The organism is Mycolicibacter arupensis, assembly GCF_002086515.1.
Lineage (GTDB): Bacteria > Actinomycetota > Actinomycetes > Mycobacteriales > Mycobacteriaceae > Mycobacterium > Mycobacterium arupense.
The window spans coordinates 18785-37361 of record NZ_MVHH01000039.1 but is presented as its reverse complement, the minus strand read 5'-3'; the positions used below and the strand labels follow the sequence as shown (position 1 = coordinate 37361).

18 protein-coding genes are annotated in these 18577 nt (G+C 67.8%); 10 read left to right on the top strand and 8 right to left on the bottom strand.

Annotation, left to right across the window (positions count from 1 at the left end; genetic code table 11):
• The first annotated feature begins 417 nt into the window (after positions 1 to 417).
• Entirely contained in the window at positions 418 to 2946 is a 2529-nt protein-coding gene (gene clpC1, locus BST15_RS15985) for an ATP-dependent protease ATP-binding subunit ClpC (protein ID WP_046190582.1), read from the top strand.
• Positions 2947 to 3010: 64 nt separating this feature from the next.
• On the opposite strand, the gene BST15_RS15980 is transcribed toward clpC1, so the two are convergent.
• Entirely contained in the window at positions 3011 to 4345 is a 1335-nt protein-coding gene (locus tag BST15_RS15980) for a serine hydrolase (RefSeq protein ID WP_046190581.1), read from the bottom strand.
• Between the two features lie 3 nt (positions 4346 to 4348).
• Entirely contained in the window at positions 4349 to 4666 is a 318-nt protein-coding gene (gene mhuD / locus BST15_RS15975; protein ID WP_046190580.1) for a mycobilin-forming heme oxygenase MhuD, read from the bottom strand.
• 99 nt (positions 4667 to 4765) lie between these two features.
• Here mhuD and BST15_RS15970 point away from each other — a divergent pair, with 99 nt between their 5' ends.
• Positions 4766 to 5452: an alpha/beta fold hydrolase gene (locus BST15_RS15970; RefSeq protein WP_234708286.1), complete on the top strand. Its 687-nt coding sequence runs from the start codon at positions 4766 to 4768 to the stop codon at positions 5450 to 5452.
• Here BST15_RS15970 and BST15_RS15965 read toward each other — a convergent pair.
• Positions 5419 to 6357, bottom strand: coding sequence for an HhH-GPD family protein (locus tag BST15_RS15965; RefSeq protein ID WP_046190578.1), 939 nt, complete (start codon positions 6355 to 6357; stop codon positions 5419 to 5421). The genes BST15_RS15970 and BST15_RS15965 overlap by 34 nt on opposite strands.
• Here BST15_RS15965 and BST15_RS15960 point away from each other — a divergent pair.
• Positions 6356 to 6985 (top strand): carbonic anhydrase, encoded by a 630-nt coding sequence (locus BST15_RS15960; RefSeq protein WP_046190577.1) that lies wholly within the window; start codon positions 6356 to 6358, stop codon positions 6983 to 6985. The two genes, BST15_RS15965 and BST15_RS15960, sit on opposite strands and share 2 nt — an antisense overlap.
• 79 nt (positions 6986 to 7064) lie before the next feature.
• Entirely contained in the window at positions 7065 to 7820 is a 756-nt protein-coding gene (locus BST15_RS15955) for a hypothetical protein (protein ID WP_046190576.1), read from the top strand.
• Positions 7821 to 7852: 32 nt separating this feature from the next.
• On the opposite strand, the gene radA is transcribed toward BST15_RS15955, so the two are convergent.
• Both radA and BST15_RS15945 read right to left on the bottom strand, forming a co-directional pair.
• Positions 7853 to 9259, bottom strand: coding sequence for a DNA repair protein RadA (gene radA / locus BST15_RS15950; RefSeq protein WP_046190575.1), 1407 nt, complete (start codon positions 9257 to 9259; stop codon positions 7853 to 7855).
• Between the two features lie 49 nt (positions 9260 to 9308).
• Positions 9309 to 9860 (bottom strand): copper chaperone PCu(A)C domain-containing protein, encoded by a 552-nt coding sequence (locus BST15_RS15945; RefSeq protein ID WP_046190574.1) that lies wholly within the window; start codon positions 9858 to 9860, stop codon positions 9309 to 9311.
• Between the two features lie 260 nt (positions 9861 to 10120).
• On the opposite strand from BST15_RS15945, the gene carD reads away from it, so the two are divergent.
• The 3 genes from carD to ispF are packed head-to-tail and all read left to right on the top strand — an operon-like array spanning position 10121 to position 11778.
• Complete coding sequence (gene carD, locus BST15_RS15940; protein ID WP_046190573.1) at positions 10121 to 10609, top strand: RNA polymerase-binding transcription factor CarD; 489 nt, start codon at positions 10121 to 10123, stop codon at positions 10607 to 10609.
• A 30-nt stretch (positions 10610 to 10639) separates the two neighbouring features.
• On the top strand, positions 10640 to 11305 hold the full coding sequence (gene ispD, locus BST15_RS15935) for a 2-C-methyl-D-erythritol 4-phosphate cytidylyltransferase (protein ID WP_046190572.1): 666 nt from the start codon (positions 10640 to 10642) through the stop codon (positions 11303 to 11305).
• On the top strand, positions 11302 to 11778 hold the full coding sequence (gene ispF, locus BST15_RS15930) for a 2-C-methyl-D-erythritol 2,4-cyclodiphosphate synthase (RefSeq protein ID WP_046190571.1): 477 nt from the start codon (positions 11302 to 11304) through the stop codon (positions 11776 to 11778). Before ispD ends, ispF begins: the two co-directional genes overlap by 4 nt.
• A 16-nt stretch (positions 11779 to 11794) precedes the next feature.
• On the opposite strand, the gene BST15_RS15925 is transcribed toward ispF, so the two are convergent.
• Positions 11795 to 13042, bottom strand: coding sequence for a hypothetical protein (locus BST15_RS15925; RefSeq protein WP_046686417.1), 1248 nt, complete (start codon positions 13040 to 13042; stop codon positions 11795 to 11797).
• Positions 13043 to 13168: 126 nt separating this feature from the next.
• Here BST15_RS15925 and cysS point away from each other — a divergent pair, with 126 nt between their 5' ends.
• Genes cysS through BST15_RS15910 form a run of 3 tightly spaced genes read left to right on the top strand, consistent with a single transcriptional unit; the run spans position 13169 to position 16416 of the window.
• Positions 13169 to 14578: a cysteine--tRNA ligase gene (gene cysS / locus BST15_RS15920; RefSeq protein WP_046191191.1), complete on the top strand. Its 1410-nt coding sequence runs from the start codon at positions 13169 to 13171 to the stop codon at positions 14576 to 14578.
• On the top strand, positions 14579 to 15520 hold the full coding sequence (gene rlmB / locus BST15_RS15915; protein WP_046191190.1) for a 23S rRNA (guanosine(2251)-2'-O)-methyltransferase RlmB: 942 nt from the start codon (positions 14579 to 14581) through the stop codon (positions 15518 to 15520). It begins immediately after the preceding gene.
• A 41-nt stretch (positions 15521 to 15561) separates the two neighbouring features.
• Positions 15562 to 16416, top strand: coding sequence for a glycerophosphodiester phosphodiesterase family protein (locus BST15_RS15910; protein WP_109370796.1), 855 nt, complete (start codon positions 15562 to 15564; stop codon positions 16414 to 16416).
• Here the strand turns inward: BST15_RS15910 and BST15_RS15905 are convergent.
• Both BST15_RS15905 and BST15_RS15900 read right to left on the bottom strand, forming a co-directional pair.
• Positions 16413 to 17657, bottom strand: coding sequence for an SLC13 family permease (locus BST15_RS15905; protein WP_046191194.1), 1245 nt, complete (start codon positions 17655 to 17657; stop codon positions 16413 to 16415). The two genes, BST15_RS15910 and BST15_RS15905, sit on opposite strands and share 4 nt — an antisense overlap.
• Positions 17654 to 18574, bottom strand: a complete 921-nt coding sequence (locus BST15_RS15900) for an MBL fold metallo-hydrolase (protein ID WP_046191188.1) — start codon at positions 18572 to 18574, stop codon at positions 17654 to 17656. Before BST15_RS15900 ends, BST15_RS15905 begins: the two co-directional genes overlap by 4 nt.
• Positions 18575 to 18577: the final 3 nt, after the last annotated feature.

The window sequence follows — 18577 nt, the reverse complement described above, 5'->3', positions numbered from 1 at the left end:
GATGCGCTGGAAGCCGAAAATTCAAGGCACTAAGCCATATGACCCAACTCGGGCCTTTCACGCCGCCAGCTGACCGGCGGTTCAGCGAGGCTCGACGCAGGAGAGCCGAAGCTGGAACTGCCGTTTGAGCCGGGCGGTTTAGCGAGGCTCGACGCAGGAGAGCCGAAGCTGGAACTGCCGTTGTTTTCGCTGCTGGCGAATCCGGTGGCCTTTCGGAAACGTATTTGAGGGGCCCTGACGTTGCTTCCTTGCATCCGGTGCCAGGCCCTTCGGGGCCGACCCGCCGGGTGGATGATTCAGTACGCACTGCAAGGCAGGTCACAGCGCGCTACGCCGCCCACTAGAGTGGACGGCAGGTACGCCGGCCGAGCCGAGGCCGATCTAGTGCCGATCGCGAGGGAGAGCAGGTAGCCGCCGATGTTCGAAAGATTTACCGACCGTGCCCGCAGGGTTGTCGTCCTGGCCCAAGAAGAGGCCCGGATGCTCAACCACAACTACATCGGGACCGAGCACATTCTGCTTGGCCTGATCCACGAGGGCGAAGGCGTGGCCGCCAAGTCTCTGGAGTCCCTGGGTATCTCGCTGGAAGGCGTGCGCAGCCAGGTCGAAGAGATCATCGGACAGGGCCAGCAGGCGCCGTCCGGGCACATCCCGTTCACGCCGCGCGCCAAGAAGGTGCTTGAGCTCAGCCTGCGTGAGGCGCTGCAGCTCGGCCACAACTACATCGGCACCGAGCACATTCTGCTCGGCCTGATCCGTGAGGGTGAAGGCGTTGCCGCACAGGTCCTGGTCAAGCTGGGTGCTGACCTGACGCGGGTGCGTCAGCAGGTTATTCAGCTGCTGAGCGGCTACCAGGGCAAGGAGACCGCCGAAGCCGGCACCGGGGGACGGGGCGGCGAGGCCGGTTCACCGTCCACCTCGTTGGTGCTCGACCAGTTCGGCCGCAACCTGACCGCTGCGGCCATGGAGGGCAAGCTCGACCCGGTGATCGGCCGCGAGAAGGAAATCGAGCGGGTCATGCAGGTGCTGTCCCGGCGCACCAAGAACAACCCGGTGCTGATCGGTGAGCCCGGCGTCGGTAAGACCGCCGTGGTGGAGGGTTTGGCTCAGGCGATCGTGGCCGGTGAGGTCCCCGAGACGCTGAAGGACAAGCAGCTCTACACCCTGGACCTGGGTTCGTTGGTGGCCGGGAGCCGCTACCGCGGTGACTTCGAGGAGCGCCTGAAGAAGGTTCTCAAGGAGATCAACACCCGCGGCGACATCATCTTGTTCATCGACGAACTGCACACCCTGGTGGGTGCGGGTGCGGCCGAGGGCGCGATCGACGCGGCCTCGATCCTCAAGCCCAAGCTGGCCCGTGGTGAACTGCAGACGATCGGTGCCACGACCCTCGACGAGTACCGCAAGTACATCGAGAAGGACGCCGCCCTGGAGCGCCGGTTCCAGCCGGTGCAGGTCGGTGAACCCACCGTGGAGCACACCATCGAGATCCTCAAGGGCCTGCGGGACCGCTACGAGGCTCACCACCGGGTCTCGATCAGCGACTCGGCTATCGTGGCCGCGGCCACCCTGGCCGACCGCTACATCAACGACCGGTTCCTGCCGGACAAGGCGATCGACCTGATCGACGAGGCCGGCGCGCGGATGCGGATCCGCCGGATGACCGCTCCGCCGGACCTGCGCGAGTTCGACGAGAAGATCGCCGACGCTCGTCGCGAGAAGGAGTCGGCGATCGATGCGCAGGACTTCGAGAAGGCTGCCAGTCTGCGGGATCGGGAGAAGCAGCTCGTCGCGCAGCGCGCAGAGCGCGAGAAGCAATGGCGTTCGGGTGATTTGGACGTCGTGGCCGAGGTCGATGACGAGCAGATCGCCGAGGTGCTGGGCAATTGGACCGGTATCCCGGTGTTCAAGCTGACCGAGGCCGAGACCACCCGCCTGCTGCGGATGGAAGATGAGCTGCACAAGCGGATCATCGGCCAGGAAGACGCCGTCAAGGCCGTCTCCAAGGCGATCCGCCGTACCCGCGCCGGGTTGAAGGACCCCAAGCGGCCGTCGGGCTCGTTCATCTTCGCCGGTCCGTCCGGTGTGGGTAAGACCGAGCTGTCCAAGGCGCTGGCGGAGTTCCTGTTCGGCGACGACGACGCGCTCATCCAGATCGATATGGGCGAGTTCCACGACCGCTTCACCGCGTCGCGGCTCTTCGGTGCCCCTCCGGGCTACGTCGGCTACGAAGAGGGCGGCCAGCTCACCGAGAAGGTACGGCGCAAGCCGTTCTCGGTCGTGTTGTTCGACGAGATCGAGAAGGCTCACTCCGAGATCTACAACAGCCTGTTGCAGGTTCTCGAGGACGGCCGGCTCACCGACGGTCAGGGCCGCACGGTGGACTTCAAGAACTGCGTCCTGATCTTCACGTCCAACCTGGGCACGTCTGACATCTCCAAGGCCGTCGGACTCGGCTTCACCCAGGGCGGCGGCGAGAACAACTACGAGCGGATGAAGCTCAAGGTCAACGACGAACTCAAGAAGCACTTCCGCCCGGAGTTCCTCAACCGCATCGATGACATCATCGTCTTCCACCAGCTCACCAAGGAAGAGATCATCGAGATGGTCGATCTGATGATCGGCCGGGTGGCCAAGCAGCTCAAGGCCAAGGACATGGACATCGCGCTGACCGAGAAGGCCAAGTCCCTGCTGGCCAAGCGCGGTTTCGACCCGGTGCTGGGTGCGCGTCCGCTGCGGCGCACCATCCAGCGCGAGATCGAGGACCAGCTCTCGGAGAAGATCCTGTTCGAAGAGCTCGGCCCCGGCCAGCTGGTCACCGTCGATGTCGAGAACTGGGACGGAGAGGGTGCACACGAGAACGCGGTGTTCACCTTCGCCGGGGGGCCGAAGCCGGCTACGGAGTCCTCAGACTTGGCCAAGGCGGGCGCACCGACCGCGGAGTAATTGCAAGAAATCGCGAAAGCCCCCTTTTCCGTAAGGAATTGGGGGCTTTCGTGACTTCTGGCCGCTAGTGCTGCGTTGGCAGCAGTCCGAAGGCCTGCTTGGCCAGCTGCAGCATCCAGCTGCCGACACTCTTGCCGTGGTCACGCGGCCAGTTCAACTGGAAGCTGACCACCCAAGGCTGGCCGCCCCGATCGACGGCGTACCAGCTGAAGGTCAGGTCGCCGGGCAAGCCGCCGGCCTTGGCGCCGATATAGGGCCACTCGGCGCGGGGCAGCTCGATACCGCGAACCGCGGACAGAATCTCCCGCACCGGTGCGGCCTCACCCACCGCGCCGGCCTGCAGCGCCACGTGCACGCGGCAGATGTCCTCCGCGCTGCCGTACCACTCCGCGCCGTAAGCCGACGCCGGCACGTGCGCGCGGATCGGATCCGGCTCATAGGGCCGGGAATCGGCCAGTTTGAGCAGCTTCGCCCGCTCCTGCGCCGTGCCATGCTGCCACTGCTCCCGCAGATCTGGCTTGCCCCAACCCACGGAGAACAATTCGTACATCGTGGGAAACGGCGTCATGCTCGCCGGATCGTGGTGGCCGGCCACGGCCAGGGCATGCTCGACCGCCCGCGTGCCCACCCGGCCTATCAGCAAATCGGTCGCCATGTTGTCGCTGGTGGCGATCATCTTCTCGGCAGCCCTGCGCACCGAGACGTGGGCACCGTCGGGCAGCTCCTCCAGGCCCGATGAGCCGACCGCCTTGGCGCGGCCGGTGATGGTCAGCGGGTCGTCCCAGGAAACGCGCCCGGCCTTGACCTCGTTGGCAACTGCTAAGAGCACGTACAACTTGAAGATCGATGCCAACGGCAGAGATTGGGTGGTGTTGGTGCCGGCGACCGGTGTGCAGACCCCACCGTCGATGCGCGAGGCTTGGTAAGAGTAGCGGGCACCGGTTCGGCTCAGCACCGCGTCGACGTCCTGCCAGGAATGGATCTCCGGGGCTTCGGTGGTCGGCTTGAACAGATTGACCAGGCCGTTGTCGTCGGTGCGGATCCGGATGTCCTGGCGGGCGCCGTAGGACGTGGTCAGGTGCAAGGTGGCCGCGGCAGCACGTATATCGACGCTGTCCAGGTGGAAAGGCCGGTCCCACCACAGCGATTCCATGGTGGTGACCACTTGGTCGACCTTGTCCGGTGCGGCCAGGGTGGCAACCCCGATCGGTCCGATCGGCCAATCGGAGTTCAGCATGTCCATGGTCTGCTTGGCTCGCAGACCCGGCGGGGTCTTGGTCGAAATGGTCACGCCGCCGTCGGTGCCGGCGTCGGCAGGGGCTGCCGGAGAAGGAGCGCAGCCGGCGGTCGCGGCGGCCAACGTCGCCGTCACCACGAGGGCGGCCAGCGGTCGCCTCATCGGCTAGTCCTGTGCGGCGGTTCCGGCAACGTCAAGCACTACCTCGAACTCCAGCAACGATGCCCCGGTCGCCACCGGCTTGGCCCGCTGGCCGGCGTGGGCTTCGACGGCCGGGCCCTGCGCCCAGGCCTGGAACGCCTCGTCGGACTCCCAATGCGTCACCACGAAGTAGCGGTCATCGCCCTTGATCGGGCGCAGCAGCTGGAAGCCAAGAAAGCCCGGTTGGTTCTCCACCGCGTGCGCGCGGTTGGCAAACCGTTTCTCCAGTTCGGGACCGGCGTCGGCAGGTACCTCGATTGCATTGATCTTCACCACTGACATGAGCCCTAGGCTACCGTGCCCCGAGTGGAGACCGCGTCGACCGAGCTGCTGACCTACCGCGGCGGGCATGGCGCGCCGCTGGTGCTGGTGCATGGGCTGATGGGCCGTGGCACCACGTGGTCGCGGCAGCTGCCATGGCTGACCCGTCTGGGCGCTGTCTACACCTACGACGCCCCCTGGCATCGCGGCCGCGAGGTCCCCGATCCCCAACCGATCTCCACCGAACGCTTCGTCAGCGACCTGGCCACCGCGGTGGAGCAACTGGCGGGTCCAGTCGGCCTGATCGGTCACTCGATGGGCGGACTGCACGCGTGGTGTCTGGCGGCCCGCCGTCCCGAACTGGTTTCGGCACTGGTGGTCGAGGACATGGCGCCGGATTTTCAGGGCCGCACCACCGGTCCGTGGGAGCCCTGGGTGCATGCCCTGCCCGTCGAGTTCGGCAGCGCCGAAGAGGTGATCGCCGAATTCGGCGACGTCGCCGGGCGTTACTTCCTGGAAGCCTTCGACCGCACGGAGACCGGCTGGCGGCTGCACGGCCGACCCGAGTGGTGGCTGCAGATCGCCGCCGAGTGGGGCACTCGCGACTACTGGGATCAGTGGCGCGCGGTGCAGGCGCCGACGCTCCTCATCGAGGCCGGCAACACGGTGACCCCACCGGGCCAGATGTGCGAAATGCACCGCATCGCAACGGACAGCACCTACCTGCATGTCCCCGAGGCGGGACACCTCGTCCATGACGACGCGCCGCAGCGCTATCGCGAGGCCGTCGAATCGTTCCTGTCCTGACCGGGCAGCGAGTACCGCCCATCGGCGAGCTCTTCCACCAGGCCGTCCTGTAGCAGTGAAGCCAGTGCACGTTCGCGTTGGATCACGTCCACCGTCCACGCCACATCAAGGTCGGCCCGCGTTACCGCAACGGGGTTATCACGCAACACATCCAGCAACCTGCCACGCACCTGTCGGTCGGTGCCGGCATAACGCTGCGTCGGGCGCTTGGGTGCGGTAGACGGGGGTGAGCCGTCCAGTCGCCAGCGACACGTGTGCTGAAGCGGACAGGCTTCGCAACGTGGTGCCCGTGCGGTGCACACGATGGCGCCCAACTCCATCAGAGCCGCTGAGAATCGGGCAGCCTGGTCGGGGCCGGGGAGCAGGGCAGCCACGTCGGCGTGGTCACGCTTGGCCGACGGGTTTCCGGGCTCGGCCTGCCCGTGTACCGCACGGGCCACCACCCGACGCACATTGGTGTCGACCACCGGCACGGGTTTGCGGTAGGCGAAGCAGGCCACCGCCCGCGCGGTGTAGCTGCCGATCCCCGGTAACTGTTCGAGGGTGTCGACGTCGTCGGGGACGGTATCGGCGAATTCGCGAGCGATCACCGCGGCGCACTCGTGGAGCCGCTTGGCGCGGCGGGGGTAGCCGAGCTTGCCCCAGGCCCTCAGCACGTCGGCCTGGCTTGCCGCCGCGGTCGCCGAGGGTGTCGGCCAGCGCGCAATCCACTCCGGCCAGACCGGCAGCACCCGGGTCACCGGCGTCTGCTGCAACATGAACTCGCTGACCACGATCTGCCACGGGGTGACGTCACCGGCTCGCCAGGGAAGGTCGCGTTCGGCAAACGTGAACCAGTTGAACAGATCGTTAATTTCGATCCCGCCCGGGCGCGGCGCCCGATTCGCAGGCACAATATCCCCCATGCCTAACTCAAACCCGATTTCAGCCTGGAAAGCACTTAAAGAGGGTAACGAGCGCTTCGTCGCAGGCCAGCCCAGCCACCCCAGCCAGGACGTTGCCCGGCGCGCCGCACTGGCTGCCGGCCAGAAACCCACCGCGGTGGTGTTCGGCTGCGGCGACAGCCGGGTTGCGGCCGAGCTCATCTTCGACCAGGGCCTGGGGGACATGTTCGTGGTCCGCACCGCCGGCCACGTCGTCGACGCGGCGGTGCTGGGTTCGATCGAGTTCGCGGTGGAGGTGCTCAACGTTCCGCTGATCGTGGTGCTGGGTCATGACAGCTGTGGTGCGGTGAAGGCGACCCTGTCCGCGTTGGACGGTGGGGCGGTGCCAGGGGGCTACCTGCGCGACATCGTCGAGCGGGTCACGCCGTCCATCCTGTTGGGCCGTCGGGACGGTCTGTCTGCCGTCGACGAGTTCGAGGCCCGCCACGTCACCGAGACGGTGGCGCAGCTGGCGAGCCGATCTGCGGCCATCTCCGAGGGGATCAAGTCCGGTTCGCTGGCGATTGTCGGCGCCACGTACCACCTGGCCGATGGACGGGTTTCGGCGCGCAATCACTTGGGCGACATCGGCGAGTACGCGGCCGATTAGTCGGCGAAGGTCACAACGCGGCTACGACACGCCGCGGAGGGTCGGACAACTCGCGCTGAGGTCGTCCTACCGTGAGAACGTGCTCGATTTGGAACCGCAGGGTCCGCTGCCTTCGCAGATCTATTGGCGACGACGTGGCCTCGCGCTGGGCATTGCGCTCATCGTGATTGCCGTGGTGTCGGCCATCATCTTCGGCGTCATGCACAGCAGTGCCGGTGCCGACAATGCCGACGGCAAGAAGGCCGCCGCGCAGCACTCCAAGCCGCAGAACGCCTCGCCCGAAGAGGTCAAGACGCCCGTCGTGGCGCCCGCAGAGCAGGCGCCGCCACCGGCGCCCACCCCGACCGCCGCGGTGGTCCCGCCGCCGGTGCTCAAGGAGGGCGACGACTGCCCCGACTCGACGTTGGCGGTCAAGGGCCTGACCGGTCCGCAGTACACCGTGGGTGAGCAGCCGCAGTTCACCATGGTTGTCACCAACATCGGGTTGGTGGCCTGCAAGCGAGACGTGGGAGCTGCGGTGCTGGCCGCTTACGTCTATTCGTTGGACAACCAGCGGTTGTGGTCGAACCTGGACTGTGCCCCGTCGAACGAGACGCTGGTCAAGACTTTTGACCCCGGTGAGCAGGTGACCACCACGGTCACGTGGACGGGGATGGGTTCGGCCCCGCAGTGCCCGCTGCCGCGGCAGCCGATAGGTCCCGGCACCTACAACCTGGTAGTCCAACTCGGCAATCTACGATCCGCGACGGTCCCGTTCATGCTGACCGAGCCCTCGCCGGACGCACCACCGCCGCCGGACATGCCCCTTCCGGACGCACCGCCGCCGGGCAACTGATCGCCGGGGGAATCGGCGGCCCAGCCGCGCCTCTAGTTTCGATCCAGTAGCTGCGGCGGGGCTACCTGACCACCGCGCCGGTCAGCTATTTCCACCAGATGGTGCAGTGCTGCAACGATGTTGCCGGCCGGAACAGTACGGAGACCGCCGATGGTCTCCGGGGCGCCCGGTGGGGTCAGCGCGGTGGTGAACCCCAGCCGGGCAGCCTCGGCGAGACGCCGATCCATGCCGCTGATCGGACGCAGATCACCAGCCAGGCCCACTTCCCCCACCACGACGGTGGTCGCCGGCAGCGGCAGATCTGCGTATGCCGATGCCAGCGCGATGGCGACGGCCAGGTCGGTGGACGGATCGGTCAGCCGCATACCGCCCACCGTGGACAGGTAGATGTCGCCGGCCCCGATCGGAAGCTCGGCGTGTTTGTCCAGCACCGCGGTGATCATCGCGGCCCGGGCGTGGTCGATGCCGCTGACCGCCCGGCGGGGTGACCCGCCTGCCGGTTTGGCCAGCAGCGCCTGCACTTCGCCGATCAGCGGCCGCTTTCCATCGAGCGCGACCGTGATCGCGGTGCCGGGCACCGGTGCGCTGCGCTGCTCCAGGAACAGCCCGGACGGGTCTGCGATCGCCTCGATGCCGCTGTCGCGCAGCAGGAAGCAGCCCACCTCGTCGGTGGCGCCGAAGCGGTTCTTGACCGCGCGCACCATCCGCAGCACCGAGTTGCGGTCGCCATCGAAGTGCAAGACCACGTCCACCAGGTGCTCCAGCGAGCGGGGGCCGGCGATCGCACCGTCCTTGGTGACATGCCCGACCAGGATCAGCGCCACATCGGCATTCTTGGCAGCCGCCGTCAGTGCGGCCGTGACAGCACGCACCTGCGTGACACCGCCGGCCACGCCGTCGGTGTCGGCGGCGGCGATGGTCTGCACCGAATCCACCACCAGGAGGGTGGGCCGCACCGCCTCGATGTGGCCCAAAACGGTCTGCAGGTCGGATTCAGAAGCCAGGTAGATCTCGTCATGGCTGCATCCGGTGCGCTCGGCGCGCAGCCGGATCTGGCCGGCGGACTCCTCCCCGGACACATACAGGGCCCGCCGTCCGGCCAATGCCCAGCGATGGGCGACCTCGAGCAGCAGGGTGGACTTGCCGACCCCGGGATCACCTGCCAACAGCGTGACCGAGCCGGGGACGAGCCCGCCGCCCAGCACTCGGTCGAGTTCGGTGACCCCGGTGGGGGCAGGGCGCGCCCGGCCGGCCTCGATGGAAGTGAGCGGTACCGCGGGCCGCGACGGCGCCGCAGGGCGCAGGCCGCCTGCAGGAAGGGCTGCTTCACCTACCGGGTCGATGCCGCCCCAACTGCCGCATTCCGGGCAGCGGCCCAGCCACTTCGCGCAGGTATTGCCGCATTCGGAACAGCGAAAGAGCGAACGTGCCTTGGCCACCGACAGACCGTATCGGGTGGGTCCGACAGTGGCAGCGCGCCGTCGGGTGTCAGTGGTGGGACAGCGGGCCGGCCGAGATCGGCACGTCCAGGCTGACCGAGCCGGCCTTCTTGAAGTCGAAGGTGAAGTCATAGGTCAGCCCATTGCGGATCGGCTTGTCCAGCGTCACCGTGGCCGTCGCGGTGTTGGCGTTGGCCACTTCGGGCAGTGCCTTGGCGGCGGGGGCGGTCGGCAGGTCAGGGCCGGCCGGGGCGCTGACCACCAGAACGCCTCCGACGGGCACCGTCTTGCCGCCGGTCAGCGGCGACACCTTGCCCACGGACGTCGTGATCTCGGTGAGCTCGTCGTCGGTGTCCGGCGACTGGTTGCTGATCACGAACACCAGGTCGACGGTCTGGCCGGGCTCGAGCGCATCGCCGGTCTGGGTCGCTTGGATGCGCACGTCGCGCAGCGCCAGGTCGCCCACGGTGGCCGAGGCGCCGTTGACCGCCGAGGCCTGGTCAGCGGTCTGGGAGATCTGGCCGGTACCGCAACCGGCGAGTGCCGCCGCAGCGACCAACGCGATCGCAGCACTGTTGACGGCCCTGCTGAACGAGTTCACCTATGGTCTCCTGCTCGGCTGTCGCGACTTTTGACTATGCACTGTAGTAGCAACCTTTCCGGCGCGGTAGCTCAGGGCCACGGGTCCGCCGGGACCCCCGTCGACCAGCCCAGATCAGGCTCTCGTCGGCGTTGACCCAGCACGCTTCCGGGGTGCTGTCAACCCCCCTTCTGCGGCCGCGGTGCCCCTGACCTGCACCGTTGTTGGTCGGGTGTTGTGGCGCCGTGTTAGCATGGGGTAGCGAAAGGGGCTCAAATCAGATGATCTTTAAGGTCGGAGACACCGTCGTATATCCACACCACGGTGCAGCGTTGATCGAGGCGATTGAAACCCGGACCATCAAAGGCGAGCAGAAGGACTATCTGGTCCTGAAGGTGGCGCAGGGCGACCTCACCGTTCGAGTTCCCGCTGATAATGCCGAGTATGTCGGTGTGCGTGACGTTGTCGGCCAGGAAGGCCTGGACAAGGTCTTCCAGGTGTTGCGGGCCCCGCACACCGAGGAACCGACCAACTGGTCGCGTCGGTACAAAGCCAACCTGGAGAAGCTGGCCTCCGGAGATGTGCACAAGGTAGCCGAGGTCGTCCGTGACCTGTGGCGCCGTGACCAGGAGCGCGGCCTGTCGGCCGGCGAGAAGCGGATGCTGGCCAAGGCCCGCCAGATCCTGGTCGGTGAGCTGGCACTGGCCGAGAACACCGATGACGCCAAGGCCGAGATCATTCTCGACGAGGTACTGGCCGCGGCATCCTGACGCTGGCATTGCCAACTCTCGGGAACTTCAGTGCCAACCACAGTAGCCGTGGTTCCGGCCGCGGGCGCCGGTCTGCGCCTGGGTGCCGGCCGACCTAAAGCATTCTTTCTTCTCGGTGGTCAGACGCTGGTCGAGCGTGCGGTGGCCACGCTGCGAAGTTCTGGTGTCATCGATCAGGTCGTGGTCGCGGTGCCGCCGGGTTTCACCGACGAGGCCACGCTGATCCTCGGCGAGTCCGCGACCGTCGTGGCCGGCGGTGCCGACCGTGCCGAATCCGTCCGGCTTGCCCTGGCAAGCGCTGGAGAACCGGACTTCGTGCTTGTCCATGACGCCGCACGCGCCTTGACGCCACCGGATCTGGTGGTCCGCGTGGTGGAGGCCCTGCGTGCCGGGCATCGCGCTGTGGTTCCGGCGCTGGCGGTGACCGACACCATCAAGGCCGTCGACGCCCACGGCACGGTTCTGGGCACGCCCGAGCGCGCCGGTTTGCGAGCGGTGCAGACGCCGCAGGGCTTCGCCGCAGAGCTGTTGTTGCGCGCCTACCAGCAGGCTCCTGAGGGCGTTCAGTTCACCGATGACTCGTCGTTGGCCGAGCACATCGGGGCGCAGGTGCACGTCGTCGAAGGCGATCCGCTGGCCTTCAAGATCACCACCCCGTTGGATGCGGTGCTCGCCAAGGCTGTGGTGAGTCAGTGACAGCCTTGCCGCGAGTGGGGCTGGGCACCGATGTGCACCCGATCGAGGCAGGCCGGCCCTGCTGGCTACTGGGACTGTTGTTCCCCGACGCCGACGGCTGCTCCGGACACTCCGACGGGGACGTGGCCGTACACGCCCTGTGTGACGCGCTGCTGTCCGCCGCAGGCCTGGGAGACCTCGGGGCGGTTTTCGGCGTCGACGAGCCCAGCTGGGCACGAGTAACGGGTGCTGTGATGCTGGCCCACGTGCGTGACCTGATCGCCGCGAGCGGATTTGTTGTCGGCAACGCCGCGGTGCAGGTGATCGGCAACCGGCCGAAAGTGGGCCCCAGACGTGCCGAAGCCCAGCAGCTCTTGTCGGAACTGCTGGGCGCACCGGTCTCGGTATCGGCAACCACCACTGATGGGTTGGGTCTCACCGGTCGGGGTGAGGGCCTTGCCGCGGTGGCTACCGCGCTTGTCGTGCCTGCCTGAATCAGTAAGGCCTTGGTCAGCAGCCGCCGAACAGCGCGGCGACCAAGCAGACGACTAAATCTCCGCCCAGCTTCACGCCGGTCTCGACAGCGCTGCCGGCGACCTCCGGGATGGCGTCTGCAACCAAGACTGCGGTGTCTCCTGCAGCCTGAGCGGCTGCATCGGCGGCTGCATCGGCGGCAGCAGCAGCAGCCGCAGATGCAGCATCGGCGGCCAAATCTGCGGTGCCGGCGGCCAGATCAGCGGTGCCGCTACCCACATTGCCGAGGATGTCTAGGCCGGCGTCGGTCACAAGGGTGGGGTCCAGGATGCCCGGGTCCAAGAAGCCCGGGTCCAGGCTCGGTGCGAAGTCAATGCCGGCCAACCCCCCCAAAGACAGGTCAGTGACGGGGGCGACGAGGTCAGTGGGCGTCAGGAGGGGGTCAATCGCAAAGTCGGGCGTGGGGAGGGCCTCGACCGGAAATGCGGGCGTCAGGAAGGCGTCAACCGGAACTTCGGGCGTGGTGAGGGCCTCGACCGGAAGTTCGGGCAGTGCGAGGGCTTCCGTGGTGGCAGCCGAGCCGCCGAGCAGGTCGGTGATAGTCGCACTGCTGAGCAGGTCGGCCGCGGAGCCGTCACTGAGCACGTCGGTCCCAGTCGTACTGCTGAACAGCTCGGCCGCCGAGCCACCGCTGAACAGGTCATTGACCGTTGAACCGGTGTCCGCGCTGTTGAAGAAGTCGGTGGCCGCGGCTGAGCCGGGCAACGCGTTGGTGTTGAAGGGGTCGGTGGCGGCGGCGCCCAAAGCTTCGGCGTCCGTAGGGACGGCACGCGGGGCCGAGGTCGAGAACATGCTCAGCATCGGCAGGACCAGCGACGGCGCCATCATCACGACCATCGGCGACATCATCGCCAGCGACATGGCGATCTGGGTGCCCATAGCGCTGGCCTGGGCGGCGCCCATGCCGCCGGCTGCGCCGCCAGCCGCGCCAGCAGCCGCTTCGGCCTGTGCCTCGGCCTGCTGGCGCTGCTGCTCGGCCTGCATGTCCTGCTGGGCGTCCTGCATCGCCTGGGTGTGCTCGGCGGGCAGGGCGGCGGCCTCGGTGTCGAGGTGGTTCGGGTTGGCAGTCGGCTCGTTGTACGTCGTTGCCGCCATGACCTCTGCGGGCTGGGGCTGCGCCTGGTTCTGGTTGTTGTTCGGCTCCTCGGCATAGGCGGTCGCGCTACCCACAAATGCGACCGCAGCCAAGAACGCTCCTGAGGCTGCCACCAGACGTTTACTCACTGCCGCAATATATGCCACGTCACACCCCCTGTCCACCGATACGGCGGTCGGCAGACGCCCCGGCGACCACCCGGCAAAGGCGGGTGTGGCGGTCCCAGGCCCCGCGCCCCGGTAAGCTGGCCCGTCGTGACCGATCGCCCCAGCCTGCGGCTACACGACACGGCAACCGGCGCCGTGCGTGACTTCGTCCCGCTGCGGCCCGGCCAGGCCTCTATCTATCTGTGCGGTGCCACGGTGCAGGCCGCGCCCCATATCGGACACGTCCGCAGTGGTGTGGCATTCGACGTTCTACGCCGGTGGCTGACCGCCCGCGGCTTCGATGTCGCCTTTGTGCGCAACGTGACCGATATCGATGACAAGATCCTCACCAAGGCCGCCGCTGCGGGCAGGCCCTGGTGGGAGTGGGCCGCCACCCACGAACGCGAATTCACCGCCGCATACGACGCGCTGGGCGTGCTGCCGCCATCGGTCGAGCCGCGCGCCACCGGCCACATCACCCAGATGGTCGAGTTGATCCAGCGCCTGATCGACACGGGGCACGCCTACACCGGCGGCGGTGACGTCTACTTCGACGTGCTCAGCTACCCCGACTACGGCCAGCTGTCCGGGCACCGGATCGACGATGTGCACCAAGGCGAAGGGGTCGCCACGGGCAAACGCGATCCCCGCGACTTCACGCTGTGGAAGGGCGCCAAGCCCGGGGAGCCCAGCTGGCCCACGCCCTGGGGACCGGGCCGTCCGGGCTGGCATCTGGAGTGCTCCGCGATGGCTCGCACCTACCTGGGCGCCGAGTTCGACATCCACTGCGGTGGGATGGACCTGGTCTTCCCGCACCACGAGAACGAGATCGCCCAGAGCCGCGCGGCCGGAGACGGCTTCGCGAACTACTGGCTGCACAACGGCTGGGTCACCCTGGGTGGCGAGAAGATGAGCAAATCGCTGGGCAACGTGCTGTCGATGTCGGCGGTGCTGCAGCGAGTCCGGCCCGCCGAACTGCGGTACTACCTGGGCAGTGCGCATTACCGGTCGATGCTCGAGTTCTCCGAGAACGCGCTGCGCGACGCGGTCAACGCCTACGTCGGCATCGAGGAGTTCCTGCATCGGGTGCGCAGCCGGGTGGGCGCCGTGCATCCCACTACCTGGACGCCCCGGTTCGCCGCCGCGCTCGATGACGACCTTTCGGTGCCGATCGCACTGGCCGAGGTGCACCGGACCCGGGCGGAGGGCAATCGGGCGCTGGACTCCGGCGACCACGAGGGCGCGCTGGCGGCCGCCGGTGCGATCCGCGCCATGATGGATGTGCTGGGTTGTGACCCGCTCAATGAGCGCTGGGAGTCGCGCGACGAGACCTCGGCGGCACTGGCTGCGGTCGACGTCCTGGTACGTGCCGAATTGGAACGCAGGGCAACGGCTCGCGCGGAACGGGATTGGCAATTGGCGGACGAGATTCGATGCAGGCTCAAAGACGCCGGCATCGACGTCACCGACACTGGGGACGGCCCGCAGTGGTCGCTACTGGTCGAGGGGGCGGAATAGATGGCTGGAAACTCCAAACGTAAAGGTGCGGTGCGCAAGCCCGGCACGAAGAAGGGTCCGACTGTCGGCTCCGGCGGCCAGCGCCGACGCGGACTCGAAGGCCGTGGCGCCACGCCGCCGGCGCACCAGCGCGAATACCACCCGGCCGCCAAAGCGGCCAAGCGCGCGGCCAAGCAGCGTGCCTTCCGAACGGCCAAGCGTGCCGACGAGAACGAGACCGTGCTGGGCCGCAACCCGGTCCTGGAGTGCCTGCGCGCCGGTATCCCGGCCACTGCTCTGTATGTGGCGCTCGGTGCCGAGGCCGACGAGCGGCTGACCGAATCGGTAACCCGCGCGGCTGATTCCGGACTGCCGATCCTGGAAGTGCCGCGGTCCGACCTGGACAAGATGACCACCAACGGTCTGCACCAGGGCATCGCACTTCAAGTCCCGCCCTACAGCTACGCTCACCCCGACGATCTGCTGGCCGCCGCGCGCCAGGATGCGGCGCCGGCTCTGCTGGTCGCCCTGGACAACATCTCCGATCCGCGCAATCTCGGAGCCATCGTGCGATCGGTGGCCGCGTTCGGCGGGCACGGCGTCGTGATCCCGCAGCGCCGGTCGGCGTCGGTGACCGCGGTGGCCTGGCGTACCAGTGCCGGTGCGGCAGCCCGGGTTCCGATCGCACGGGCACCCAATCTGAACCAGACGCTGAAGACGTGGGCCGACCGCGGCCTGCAGATCGTCGGCCTGGACGCCGGCGGGGACACCATGGTCGACGACCTCGATGGCGCCGGACCGATGGTGCTGGTGGTCGGCTCCGAGGGCAAGGGCTTGTCGCGTCTTGTGCGGCAGAACTGCGACGCCATCGTGTCGATCCCGATGTCCGGGCCCACCGAGTCGCTCAACGCATCGGTGGCCGCCGGGGTGGTGTTGGCCGAGATCGCCCGTCAGCGGCGGTGATTCGCGGCATCGCCGTCGCGGTGACGGCGCTGGCGCTGGCGATGGGAGGACCGTTGTCGTCGGTGAACGCGCTGCCCGCAGGTTTCGATCTGCAGGCTCACCGCGGTGGACGGGGCGAGACCACCGAGGAATCGCTACACGCCTTCGCCAAGGCGATCGAACTCGGGGTCAGCACCCTGGAGCTGGACATCGTCCTGACGCGTGACCGCCAGCCGCTGGTCTGGCATGACCCGGTGATCGAGCCGCGCAAGTGCACAGACACCGGACCGGCATTCGCCGGCGACCCCGACTATCCCTATGTGGGACGGCGTGTCGCCGAGCTCACCCTGGCCCAGCTCCGCACCCTGGACTGCGGACACTTGCTTGCCGAATTCCCCGATGCAGAAGTGGTATCTGGCAATGTGATCGCAACTCTGCCTGAGGTTTTCGCGTTGGCCGGCCACACCGGAGTCCGCTACAACATCGAGACCAAGGTCGATGCCGACAACCAGCAGCAGCTCGTCGACGTGATCCTGGCCGCGGTGCGCGCCGCCGGCAAGCTGGATTCGGTCGAGATCCAGAGCTTCGACTGGCGCACCCTGCCGATGGTGCGCGCCGCCGAACCGGCCATTCCACTGGTCGCCCTGTGGGAGGAGGGCCCGGACCCGATCTTCGGGGCGGTTTCCGTCGGCGCGGACATCGTGTCCCCGGACTATGCGGTGGTGGACGAGGCCTTCGTCAGGCGCGCGCACGCGGCCGGGCTCCGGGTCATCCCATGGACGGTCAACGAGGCTGACGCGATGCGGCAGCAGATCGCCGCCGGCGTCGACGGCCTCATCACCGACTATCCGAGCCGCTTACGAGTGGTGCTGGCCGAGCTGGGCATGCCACTGCCCCGGGCCTACGAGGTCGGCTAGATCCCCATCAGGCGTGCCCCGGCCCACAGCGCCAGTACCGCGACCAGCACGGTGACCGGGACGGTGCACAGCCCCAGCCGGGTGTATTCGCCGACCCCGGCCGGAACCTGGTACCGGCGCAGTACTCGGCGCCACAACAGATTCGACAGTGACCCGGTGTAGCTCAGGTTGGGGCCGATATTGACCCCGATCAACACGGCCAGCACCGCAAGAGGCCCGCTCGATGCCACCAGCGGGGCCAGCACCAGGGTCGCCGGCAGATTGTTGACGACATTGGCCAGCACCGCGGCCACCGCGGCGATCCCCAGCAACGCCAGCAGGCCGGAGCCCTGCGGCAGCAGCATCGCCATCCGAGCGCCCAACCCGTTGTCGACGACGGCACGCACCACCACGCCGAGCGCCAGCACGAACACCAGGAAGCCCGGGTTGGCGGCGCGCAGCATCCGCGCCGCGGTGCTGCGGCGCTGCGCCAGGCCCCGCACGCCCAGCACGGTGGCACCGGCGACAGCAGCCCACGCCGCAGGTATGTGCACGGTCTCGGCGGCCACGAAACCCGCCAAGGTCAGTCCCAGCACCACCAGCACGAACACCGGGATCGGCGGCGGCGGCCCGGCGTGCTGATGCACCGGGGTGGCCCGAAGATCGTCCCGGAAGAACCACCGGAATATCAGGTAGACCGCCGCGGTGGTAGCCACCCACGGCGCCGCCATCAGCGCGGTGAACTTCACGAAGGACAGTCCGGCCTGCTGGAAAGCCAGCAGGTTGGTCAGGTTGGACACCGGCAGCAGCAGCGAGGCCGTGTTCGCCAGATGGGCGGTCGCATACGCGTGCGGACGAATCGGCGCGTGACGGCGGCGGGCCATCATCAGCACCACCGGTGTCAACAGCACCACGGTGGCGTCCAGGCTCAATACCGCGGTCAGGCCCGCGGCGATCACGAACACGCGGCGCAGCAGATGCTGCGGTGGTCCGACGTCGGCGCGGGCCATCGCCGCGCCGGCCGCCTCGAACAGGCCCTCGTCGTCGCAGAGCTGCGCCAGCACCAGCACCGCACCCAAGAACACCACGACGTGCATCAGGGCGGCGGCCTCGGTGATCGCGTCGTGCATCGAGATGGCGCCGGTGGCAACAAGGATGGCGGCCGCCGGTACCGCCGCGAACATCTCCGGCCAGCCGCGTGGGCGGGCCACCGCGAAACCCAGCACTACGGCAAGCAGCACCAGGGCGAGAGTCAGATTCAGGCCCACGGATCCTCACGGCGCCACACGGTGGGCAGGTGCAGTCCGACGCCGTCGGTCTCGGCCAGTTCACTGAGCACCCGCATGGTGGCGTGCAGGTCGTCACCGGCATAGGGCAAGGCGCGCAACGGTTTCGACAAGGGCGAGAAGAAGTCGTCCCAGTGGGTCAACACGACGGTGGAGGCGCCGACGGCGCGCACCGTCTCATTCCAGTAATCGATCAGATACTGGCGCGGCTGAATGCCCAGCTGGCCGATGCCCAAATAAACCACTTCGGCGTGGCGCCCGGCCAGCGCACCGGGAATGAATCCGGCGCTGCCCATGATCAGCACATTGCGCCCCGAGCCCCGATGCGCCACCAGCGCCGACCATGCCTCGCCGCATTTATAGGCAGAGGCCTTGACCGGCGGAACCACCGGCCTGTTGATGACACCGGGGAAGCGATCCGGTGGGCAGTGCCGCGACTCGATCAGTGTGACCTCATAGGCGCCCAGCGTGATTGGCGCGCCGGGAGTGGCCACGATCACGCGGTCGGCCGAGAGTCCTTGCCCCCGGCCTACATTGGCGGTCGACTCACCGCCTACCAACGCCGCGCCGGTACGTTCGGCGACCACCGCGGAATCGAGTGCGTGATCGATGTGTGAGTGCAGTGGTATCACCGCGGCCAGCTCACGCGCTCCGGCCCGGGCCAGAGCGCCGTCGATGCGTGCGGCAGATGGTGCCACCTTGCGCAACGCCACCCGCGCCAGGCTGGGGCGGGAGAAGTAGCCGTCGGTCATCAGCGCCGAGGACCCGTCGTCGATGAGCATGGTGGTCACGCCCAGCCACGTGACCGACACCGGTGCGTCCGGTTGCGCGGGTGTGACGTCGAAGCGGTCGGCGTACCGGCCGATATCGGGGCGGCCGAGCTTGAGGCGCATTCG

Excerpts from the sequence above, each read along its gene's own strand:
- clpC1 (WP_046190582.1), top strand. The coding sequence starts at position 418 with ATGTTCGAAAGATTTACCGACCGTGCCCGCAGGGTTGTCGTCCTGGCC.
- BST15_RS15980 (WP_046190581.1), bottom strand. The coding sequence starts at position 4,345 with ATGAGGCGACCGCTGGCCGCCCTCGTGGTGACGGCGACGTTGGCCGCC.
- mhuD (WP_046190580.1), bottom strand. The coding sequence starts at position 4,666 with ATGTCAGTGGTGAAGATCAATGCAATCGAGGTACCTGCCGACGCCGGT.
- BST15_RS15970 (WP_234708286.1), top strand. The coding sequence starts at position 4,766 with ATGGGCCGTGGCACCACGTGGTCGCGGCAGCTGCCATGGCTGACCCGT.
- BST15_RS15960 (WP_046190577.1), top strand. The coding sequence starts at position 6,356 with ATGCCTAACTCAAACCCGATTTCAGCCTGGAAAGCACTTAAAGAGGGT.
- BST15_RS15965 (WP_046190578.1), bottom strand. The coding sequence starts at position 6,357 with ATGGGGGATATTGTGCCTGCGAATCGGGCGCCGCGCCCGGGCGGGATC.
- carD (WP_046190573.1), top strand. The coding sequence starts at position 10,121 with ATGATCTTTAAGGTCGGAGACACCGTCGTATATCCACACCACGGTGCA.
- rlmB (WP_046191190.1), top strand. The coding sequence starts at position 14,579 with ATGGCTGGAAACTCCAAACGTAAAGGTGCGGTGCGCAAGCCCGGCACG.
- BST15_RS15910 (WP_109370796.1), top strand. The coding sequence starts at position 15,562 with ATGGGAGGACCGTTGTCGTCGGTGAACGCGCTGCCCGCAGGTTTCGAT.
- BST15_RS15900 (WP_046191188.1), bottom strand. The coding sequence starts at position 18,574 with ATGCGCCTCAAGCTCGGCCGCCCCGATATCGGCCGGTACGCCGACCGC.